This is a genomic window from Leifsonia sp. SIMBA_070, assembly GCF_046534635.1.
In the GTDB taxonomy this organism is placed as follows: Bacteria; Actinomycetota; Actinomycetes; order Actinomycetales; family Microbacteriaceae; genus Leifsonia.
The window spans coordinates 1-242 of record NZ_JAWRYK010000832.1; the positions used below are offsets into that span (position 1 = coordinate 1).

Consider the following 242-nt stretch of genomic DNA (forward strand, 5'->3'; position numbering starts at 1 on the left):
GGAACCTCATAGCACTGCCCGCACACGGCCGGACCAATCCAGGCCGTGACGCCGGCGGCACCGGCTGACCGCATCCGCTCCACGGTATTGGCCAGCACACCATCCAGCAGCCCCTTGCGGCCGGCATGGGCAACCGCGGTGACCACACCGCCGTCCGGCCTCTGGCCAATGAGGACAACTGGGACGCAGTCGGCGACCATGACCGCCAGCGGAGCGCTCCCGTCAAGGCTGACCATGGCATC

Annotated in this window: 1 protein-coding gene; it reads right to left on the minus strand. The window is 69.0% G+C overall.

The window, feature by feature from the left end; all coding sequences use genetic code 11:
• The coding region (locus SB754_RS22545; RefSeq protein ID WP_410784500.1) for a polyphenol oxidase family protein at window positions 1-242 on the minus strand (242 nt) is incomplete at both ends.